A 7,301-nucleotide genomic window follows, 5' to 3' on the forward strand; every position below is an offset into this window, starting at 1 on the left:
AAGTCTCGAACGCCAGCACCCTCGCATCACCACAAGGCAGGCTGCACAACGGGGTGCCTGGTTGCCCGCGGCTCATCTCCGAGGACGTCGGCGGTGCGAGTGGTCGCGGGGTGTGTCTGTGCCGGGAAGGTGCTCACTCGATCGGGTGGTCAGGGCATGGAGGAGTGCGCCGGAGAGACCCGGGTGAGGAAGGGTCGGAGCGTCCTAATCATCCATTTTCAGAGGGAGCTTTCTCATGCGTCGACGTCTTCACAGGGTCTTAGTCTCGGCGGCAGGTACCGGGGCCCTGCTCGCCGCGATGGGGGTGACGACAGCGCCTGCGGCCCACGCCAGTGACCTCACCCCGGCGGTTGCGGAAACCAAGGTGTTCAGCTCGCCGGGCATGGTCGACTTCCCGATTCCGGCCGGGGTCACGAAGATCTCGGTCGCCGCCGTCGCTGCGGGCGGCGGGGGCGGCGGGGGCGGCGGCGCTTCTGTCGGCACTTTCAGCTGGGGCGGCGGGGCTGGTGCGGGAGGCAGCTCCGGTGCCACGGTGCGCTGCGTTCTGGACGTCAGCAAGGCGAAAACCCTGAAGATCACTGTCGGAGCCGGCGGTGCCAGCGGAAGCGGCGGCCATGGCGGGGCGATCCCCGTGGGCGGCTGGAACGGTACCGGCGGTGACCCGTCGAGGGTGCGAGTCGACGGGTCCGAGAAGATCTACGCCGACTGGGGCGGCGGAGGCGGAGGCGGCTGGAACGGGCTCACAAGCTCTGCCGGCGGCACTGCCTCCGGCCCCGGGTGGAAGGCGAACAGCGGGTGCGGCGGCTCCGACGTCAGCCTCCAGGACGGCGAACGTGGCGGCAACGGCGAGAAGGGGGATTCGTCCGGTTCCGGCGGCAAGGGCGGCACGGAGGGCACCAGGTGGGCGCCTGTGGGATGCCCCCTGAGGGCCGGCGGGGGTGGCTCCGGCGGCAACGGTGGCACGAAGGCCGACGGCAACATCAACAACGGCAAGTCGGGGCTGGCCGGTGAGGCCGGCTGCATCGTGCTGACCTACACCGCTGGTCCTTCCTAAACCACAGAGCCCGCGTAGCAGGGCGTCCGCCGGCCCCGGGGTGTGTGCCCGGGGCCCGGCGGGCACCGGCAGCAGCACAGCCCGGCATGCGGAGGCAGGTACCGCCAGGCCCGGCCGCACCGAGGGCCGCGACCGCAAAGCCGGTCGCGGCCCTCGAACGGCGTTCTGCACCGTCTCCCGCTCCCTCCGCCGAGGTCCGCTCCAGCCGCCGGGCCCCTGGCCGACCCGCCGCCGGTTTCGGCGGCGGGCACGATCAAGCCGGTGGCGTGCAGCTACGGGGAGCCGTGACGGCGGCGGTCGGCGAGGCTGGTAACCCCGAGGGGGCATCTCGGGTGCACCGTGCTTCCGGTGCGGGTCTCGGCCGGGCGGCCGCGCCGCGCACCACGGCGCCCCGCGTCCCTGCGACGGGCGCTCTCCTGCTCGGCGTACTCAGCCACCGTCAATGACCGCTGCAACTCGGCCCGCAAATCGGCCGCCGTCGTCTCAACCCCCGCGGCCGACTGGGCGCGTACGGCATGGTCGACGGCTTGCCCGGCGCAGTAGAACAGTGCGGTCGTCGGCATGTCGGGGTCTGCGGCGTACCGCTCCGCGCGATCGGCGAACCCCTCGGCTTCGACGGCTTCCTCGTGGGCCGCGTGCATCACCCCCTCCAAGCTGGCCGAAGTACCGGAGCGGCTGCGGCACACGCCGTCATGGCGTCGTCGGCGGCGATGACTGCCAGCATCGCGGTCTGTCTGGCCACCTGGAGGCAGGTCTGCTGAGTCGGCTCCCCCGGCTGGGCGGTCGGCTCCTCCGGGCTGGCGCTGCCCTTGTTCTCGGTCATGGCCTTGGTCCTCGTGGTTGAAATTTCGGTGGCGTTCGCCGGGGGATTCCGCGGCGCCCAGCCAGGGCTGCCGCCAGTGGTCGCGCGGAGCGCGATGGGCAGTACAGCCGTGCCCGGAGGGCACGTCTTCGGCCCGGCGTCCGGACGGGATGGGAGGGCCGCCCGCGGCCCGGACGTTCCGGCCGGCTGCGAGCCGGGCCAGGCTGAGCCGTCCCGAAGGGACGCCCTTTACACAGGGGCCGGTGCCCCCGGCCGCCGACGCACCGGAGGCTCCACGGTGGTGGGCGGCGCGTGGTGTGGGCGGCTCGACGCCGCCCACACCACGGCCCGGCGGCCGGGGTCCGGCCGGGCGGCGACCCGTCCGCCCGGCCGGTTCCTCATGCTGCTACCGGCTGACGCTCCGTGATCCGGCACCGGGTGAGCACGGTCTGCGCGGTCTCGCCGTAGATGCTGTGGTCCTTGACCGTGCCGGTCAGCTCGACCTCGTCGCCCTTGCCGGGGACGGTCGCGGCGCTGCTGAACCAGACGAACACGTTGCCCTCGCCGTCCTGGAACTTGACCAGTCGGCGGCGCTGGGTGTTGTAGCCGTACGTCCGGCCTTCCAGCTCGATCACGGTCGTGACGGTGGCGGTCGTGCAGATGCGTTCGCCCACGGTGCCCTGCGGCTTGGAATTCTGGGCGGCCCGCTCGGTGGCTTCCTTCTCCTGGTCGCGGTGCCACCCCGCGATGGCGGACACGAGCGTCGGGAGGTGACGGGGACTGACCGTTTCGACCTTCGCCAACTGGCCCACCTTGTGGCGGTAGTCATGCGGGCTGCCATACCCCTGGACCGCCCACTCCCGGACGGCGGCGGCGGTGCTCGGGGCGTCGGGCTCGGCGTCGACGGCCGCGCGCCACTCCTGGGGGGCCTTGCGGTCGAAGAAATACGACTCGACCAAATCGGCGGTCGGCGCGGTGTTCTTCCACTGCTCAGAACGGCTGTAGAAGCGGCCTTCCTGCGTCACGATCGCGGCGGTCACCCGCAGCACCTCGGCCACCGGCACGCGGAGATCGGCCGGGATGCCACCTTCCCCGCCGTCCCAATCGGAGTCCTTCAGAGTGCCGAAGCGCCACAGTGCCTCAAGGCCCTTGATCGGGAGACCGGTGTACGGCTCCACGCACGTCGTGCCCAACTGGCGGAACTCGCCGTTCTCGTGGCGGGCGAGATAGGTAGCGGTACGGTGCCGGGCGATCTTGCAGCCGTGGCAGAAGTTCTCGATGGCGCGGTATCCGCGCACGGCCTCGGCGTCCTGCTCGGGGAGCCCGGGGAAGAGGCTGAGCAGCGTCTCGCCCTCCTCGTCGTGGTCCAGACGGGCCACGACGGTCCACCCCTGGTGACGGGGGATGGCTCCGGAGATCGTCACGGTGACGGTGGGGCGCTGGCCGATCAGGCGGCCGTCCGTGTCGTGGTAGTCGGCCAGGAAGGACGGGGAGACGGCGAGCGAGTAGGCGGCGAGCTGGTGGACGGCGGCGCGGGCGTTGGTCGCCTCGACAAGCTGACGGACGCGCGACTCGGCCGTGGCCGGGACGTCAAAACGCGTGGCTGCGCTGGTCATCGTGGGTGCTCCTGCTGGTGAGAGAGGTTCAGAGCGCCCGGCCGGGCGGGTTGCCCTCCGCGTACGGCCGGGGTCGGGCCGGCTGGCGGCCCGTGGGTTGGAGGGGGTGTTGCCCTCCCCCTCCAACACCACTAATTAAACCATGTTTTGCGGTATGGGGCAAGCATCCCGGCCGGGGATGTCCAATGCGGCGCGGTCGCGGAGGAACGCAGCGAACAGGGCGGCGGTGTAGCTGTCGGCGGTGCCGTAGGTGCGGCGGCAATCAAGCGCTCCGATCCGCTCGCCCCGGTGGCGGACGGGGAACGGCTGGCCGGGGGCCGGGATGGCGAGTGCGTACAGTCCGCGCGGGGTGTCCACGCGCAGGACGACGGCGGCGGCCTGGTGGTCGTAGGCGGCGGACCAGCGGGCGGGCCCGATACCGAATTCCGCCAGCCCGGACGCGATAGCGCGGGCCTGCATGATGTCAGCGGTGGTTCCGGGGTCGGGCTCGGCGGGGGCGGGGACGCACCCGCAACCGTGGTCGTCGGCGTGGGTCTCGAACAGAGCTGTACGGGTCACTGCGGGACTCCTGAGGGTGGCCGGGGGCGGAAAAACTTCCCGCCCCCGGCGGCGGTCGACTGAGGGGGTTAGGCAGCGGCTTCGTCGTCGCTCGTCGGCTCGTCGGCTTCCTCGGCCTCCGGCTCGCTCGACTCCTCGTCAGTGCCGGGTTCCTGCTCGGCCTCCGGCTCGCTGCCGGACGTGATCGCGGCGCGGGCCTTCTTCTTCGCCGGGTCGTACGGCTCCCCATCCACAACGGACTGTTCAATGGGCGTGAGCGGGTACCCCAGGGACCCCAGCACCTTGAACCAACGGGCCGTGGGCTTCCGCGTCCACGGGGCGTGCTGGTCGTCGGTCCTCCATGCCGACCGGTTCCCGCACTTCTCCCGGACGGCCGCGATGGCCGCGAATTGGAGCTGAGGGGCCCGGCGCGGGTCCTTGGCAATGTGCTCGGCGAACCGGCTGCGGTCCTTGGCCTGCTGGGTGTTCAGGCCGAGAAAGGCGGCCAGAATCTCGCTGGTGCCGTCCTTGTTCAGGTCGTCGGACACTCCCCACGTACCGCTGACAAGAGCCTCGTTGACATGGCCGATCAGGGCGTTGGTGATGTTCTTCGTGAGGGTGCGACGCTTGATCAGGTCGGTGATCCACTTTCGGCGCAGGTCTTCGGAGGCGTCCCAGTCGATGTTGCCCTTCTTGACGGCGGCGCGGGCGGCGCGCTCGGCCTCCTTCTGGGCAGTGGTCGTTGTGCCGCTGCTGCCGCTGCTGCTGGCACTCTCGGGCACCGTGTGCCCGTACAGGCCGGGGGCGGAGCAGTAGGGCTCATACCGGTCGCCCCGGCGCTCGTCGAACACCCACACAAGCCCCTTGCACTCGGCGTGCTCCTCGGTGCTGATGCCGTGCAGCCGCCACACGGGCATGGCGCGCTCGGACAGCTCCTCGGCGGCCCGGATCTTTTGCCCGGCGGTCTCCAGCTCGGCGCGATGCGCCTGGGCCTTGGCCTGCTTGTCGCGCTTGGTCCGCTCGATGGCAATGGCCCAGTCGACGTCTCCGGCGTCCGCGTCGTCCTCGGCGGCGGCCTCGGTGATCGCGGCGAGCGCTTCGGCGTCGTCGGCAAACTCCGAGATCGCGGCCAGGTGCTCGAACGTCCACGCGTAGCTGCTCGCGCCCGCGACGGCGGCGCTCAGCTTCTCGTCCGACCGGACCTTGACGACGGTCTTCACGTCCTTCTGCCGCACGCCTGCGGCCTTGGCGATACGGCCGACCTGCGCGCCCGCCTCGGCCGCGCTGAACATGGCCTGGTTCATCTCCGACGGGGTCAGGCTCTTGCGGTGCTGAGCGGTGGTCATCATGTCGAGGAACTGTCCGGCCGCGTCACGGTCGTCGTCGTCCCACTCGTACGGCAGGTGGGTCAGACCCGCGTCCTTCGAGCCGAAGAACCGGCGGTTTCCGTCGTTGACCTGGAGGACTCCGCCGTCAAGGCGCTGGATCTTGACCGGGATACGGCACCCCTCGGCACGAAGGGAGTCCACGAACGGGGCGTTGATGTCCAGGTCTTCGCGGGCATTCTTAGGGTGCGGGGTGAGCGCGCCGATCTGGATGACCGGGCGGGGCGTGACCGGCACGGTCTCCAGCCCTACGGCGACGGCGGCGGCGAGACGCTGGAACCCGTCGATGATCTGCGGCACGTCGCCGTGGGTCCGCACGACGTACAGCGGCTCCTCGACGCCGTTCTCCTTCACATCGGCCAGCAGATCGGCCGGGGTCTCGATGTTGCGGAGGTTGCCGGGGTGCGCGGCGAGTTCGGCGACGGTGAGGGTCGGCCACGGGGCGGGGGCAGCCTGGACGCCGGCCTGAGCCTTGGTGTTGGTCATCGGTCCTTCTCTTCCTGGTGAGAGTTGCGTCGGGCCGTTCGGCCCGGTGGGGGGTGTCGGTCGGGGGTGTTGCCCTCCCCCTTCCGACACCACTAATTAAACCACGTTCTGAAGGATGGGACAACCCGGGATCATGTGATCGGCGCCACTCGGGTACAGGGCTGCGGCGGTGCGGATTATGGCGGCGGCCTCGGCGGTGGTCCGCTCGGGCCCGCCTCCCCAGCACCACAGCATGGTGCGCCGGTAGGCGTCTTCCGTGAGCCGCAGATTCCGCCACCGGACGCCGGACACGGGGCGGCCGTTGATGTGGTTGCTGAGCACCACAAGGGAGTCGAAAAGGGCACGCTGGAAGATGTCCCACGGTTCACCGCGTACGGACCAGCGGGGCCGGGCGGCACGCACGCCGCGCTCCCAAGCGTGCAGCACGGTGCACGGGGCGGTGTCGCCCATCCTGCCGGGCTGCCAGAGGTGATCACCCTGGTAGAGACCGACGCGTTCGATGTGGTCGGCGGCGACGGTGAGGATGCGCGCGGGGGCGGCGGGGCCCTTACGTCGGGGCATGGTCGGGCTCCTGGTTCGAGAAGGGCGGGGAGCGTGGCCGGGGCGGCGGGCTGCCGCCCCGGCCTGCTGATGCGGTTACGCCGCGATTGCTCCGGCCCCGGTGCGGCCGATCCGCTTACCGCCGATGTCCGCGCGGCTCCCGGCGGACCAACCCGCCCCGTACCCGTTGCCGGTCATGGTCGTCCGGCCGCCGCTGCGGGCACGCGGGTACGCCTGCCGGTAGCTGCGCTCAACGACGGACTTGCGGTCTGCCAGCACAAGGGCGGCACTGCGGCCGGTGGCCGTGGTCTCGGCGCTGGCCTGCTCACATGCGCCGCGCTCGGCCTCTTCGATGCGGTCGCCAACTCGGCTGATGAAGCCGAGGAGCCAAGATCGACGCCAGGCGCGAGCGCCGCTGCGCACGGGCACGGTCTGGGCGTTGAGTCCGCCGTTCATCTGAAGCAGGAGAGAGGTGTATAGCAGTTCGACGCGCTCAAGATCGCTGGCGTATCCGAAGATGTGCACCCGGCGGGCAGGGCCGTCGCCGTCGCGCCCAAGATGGATGAGCTGGCAACCGAGAGCAACGGCTATGCGGTTGATCAGTCGCACCCGCTCCATGGCCCACGGGTTGTCCAGGACGATCTGACGGTCGGCTGGGGCGTCGCTGGCCGGGTTCGCGTCGTTCAGCATCGCCTGCTCGACGCCGTACTTCGCCATCATCTCGAACGCCCGCCTCCGGGCCAGCTCCGCTTCCGCCTCGGGGGTGCGGGGGTCCTCCGCCTTGGCAAGCAGAGCCCGGATCGTTTCGAGCTTCGCGGGCACCTTGGTGCTGTTCACGTGCGTTCTCCTGGCGAGAGGGGGTGCCCGAGGCCGGCTGGACC

General features: G+C 70.9%; 8 protein-coding genes. 1 reads left to right on the top strand and 7 read right to left on the bottom strand.

Going from position 1 to position 7,301, the window contains the following annotated elements; genetic code table 11:
• Nucleotides 1-235 precede the first annotated feature (235 nt).
• Nucleotides 236-1,054, top strand: coding sequence for a hypothetical protein (locus J7I97_RS19450; RefSeq protein WP_214936579.1), 819 nt, complete (start codon nucleotides 236-238; stop codon nucleotides 1,052-1,054).
• A 272-nt stretch (nucleotides 1,055-1,326) separates the two neighbouring features.
• Here the strand turns inward: J7I97_RS19450 and J7I97_RS19455 are convergent, their stop codons facing one another.
• The 7 genes from J7I97_RS19455 to J7I97_RS19485 form a co-directional block, all read right to left on the bottom strand.
• On the bottom strand, nucleotides 1,327-1,695 hold the full coding sequence (locus J7I97_RS19455) for a hypothetical protein (protein ID WP_214936581.1): 369 nt from the start codon (nucleotides 1,693-1,695) through the stop codon (nucleotides 1,327-1,329).
• Complete coding sequence (locus tag J7I97_RS19460) at nucleotides 1,695-1,877, bottom strand: hypothetical protein (protein ID WP_214936583.1); 183 nt, start codon at nucleotides 1,875-1,877, stop codon at nucleotides 1,695-1,697. Before J7I97_RS19460 ends, J7I97_RS19455 begins: the two co-directional genes overlap by 1 nt.
• A gap of 377 nt (nucleotides 1,878-2,254) precedes the next feature.
• Complete coding sequence (locus tag J7I97_RS19465) at nucleotides 2,255-3,472, bottom strand: hypothetical protein (protein ID WP_214936585.1); 1,218 nt, start codon at nucleotides 3,470-3,472, stop codon at nucleotides 2,255-2,257.
• A gap of 135 nt (nucleotides 3,473-3,607) precedes the next feature.
• Nucleotides 3,608-4,030 carry a hypothetical protein gene (locus J7I97_RS19470; RefSeq protein WP_214936587.1) on the bottom strand — a complete coding sequence of 141 codons (423 nt, stop codon included), beginning with the start codon at nucleotides 4,028-4,030 and terminating at the stop codon, nucleotides 3,608-3,610.
• Nucleotides 4,031-4,098: 68 nt separating this feature from the next.
• Nucleotides 4,099-5,880, bottom strand: coding sequence for a ParB N-terminal domain-containing protein (locus J7I97_RS19475; RefSeq protein ID WP_214936589.1), 1,782 nt, complete (start codon nucleotides 5,878-5,880; stop codon nucleotides 4,099-4,101).
• A 96-nt stretch (nucleotides 5,881-5,976) separates the two neighbouring features.
• The gene (locus J7I97_RS19480; protein WP_214936591.1) at nucleotides 5,977-6,441 is read right to left on the bottom strand and encodes a DUF6197 family protein; all 465 of its coding nucleotides are present in this window, start codon (nucleotides 6,439-6,441) and stop codon (nucleotides 5,977-5,979) included.
• 75 nt (nucleotides 6,442-6,516) lie between these two features.
• Entirely contained in the window at nucleotides 6,517-7,257 is a 741-nt protein-coding gene (locus J7I97_RS19485) for a DUF2786 domain-containing protein (RefSeq protein ID WP_214936593.1), read from the bottom strand.
• Nucleotides 7,258-7,301 lie beyond the last annotated feature (44 nt).

This window comes from Streptomyces sp. ISL-87, assembly GCF_018614095.1.
Classification (GTDB): Bacteria; Actinomycetota; Actinomycetes; order Streptomycetales; family Streptomycetaceae; genus Streptomyces.

Bases quoted from the DNA above. Each gene is read 5' to 3' on its own strand.
- J7I97_RS19450 (WP_214936579.1), top strand. From the start codon at position 236: ATGCGTCGACGTCTTCACAGGGTCTTAGTCTCGGCGGCAGGTACCGGG.
- J7I97_RS19475 (WP_214936589.1), bottom strand. From the start codon at position 5,880: ATGACCAACACCAAGGCTCAGGCCGGCGTCCAGGCTGCCCCCGCCCCG.
- J7I97_RS19460 (WP_214936583.1), bottom strand. From the start codon at position 1,877: ATGACCGAGAACAAGGGCAGCGCCAGCCCGGAGGAGCCGACCGCCCAG.
- J7I97_RS19480 (WP_214936591.1), bottom strand. From the start codon at position 6,441: ATGCCCCGACGTAAGGGCCCCGCCGCCCCCGCGCGCATCCTCACCGTC.
- J7I97_RS19455 (WP_214936581.1), bottom strand. From the start codon at position 1,695: ATGCACGCGGCCCACGAGGAAGCCGTCGAAGCCGAGGGGTTCGCCGAT.
- J7I97_RS19465 (WP_214936585.1), bottom strand. From the start codon at position 3,472: ATGACCAGCGCAGCCACGCGTTTTGACGTCCCGGCCACGGCCGAGTCG.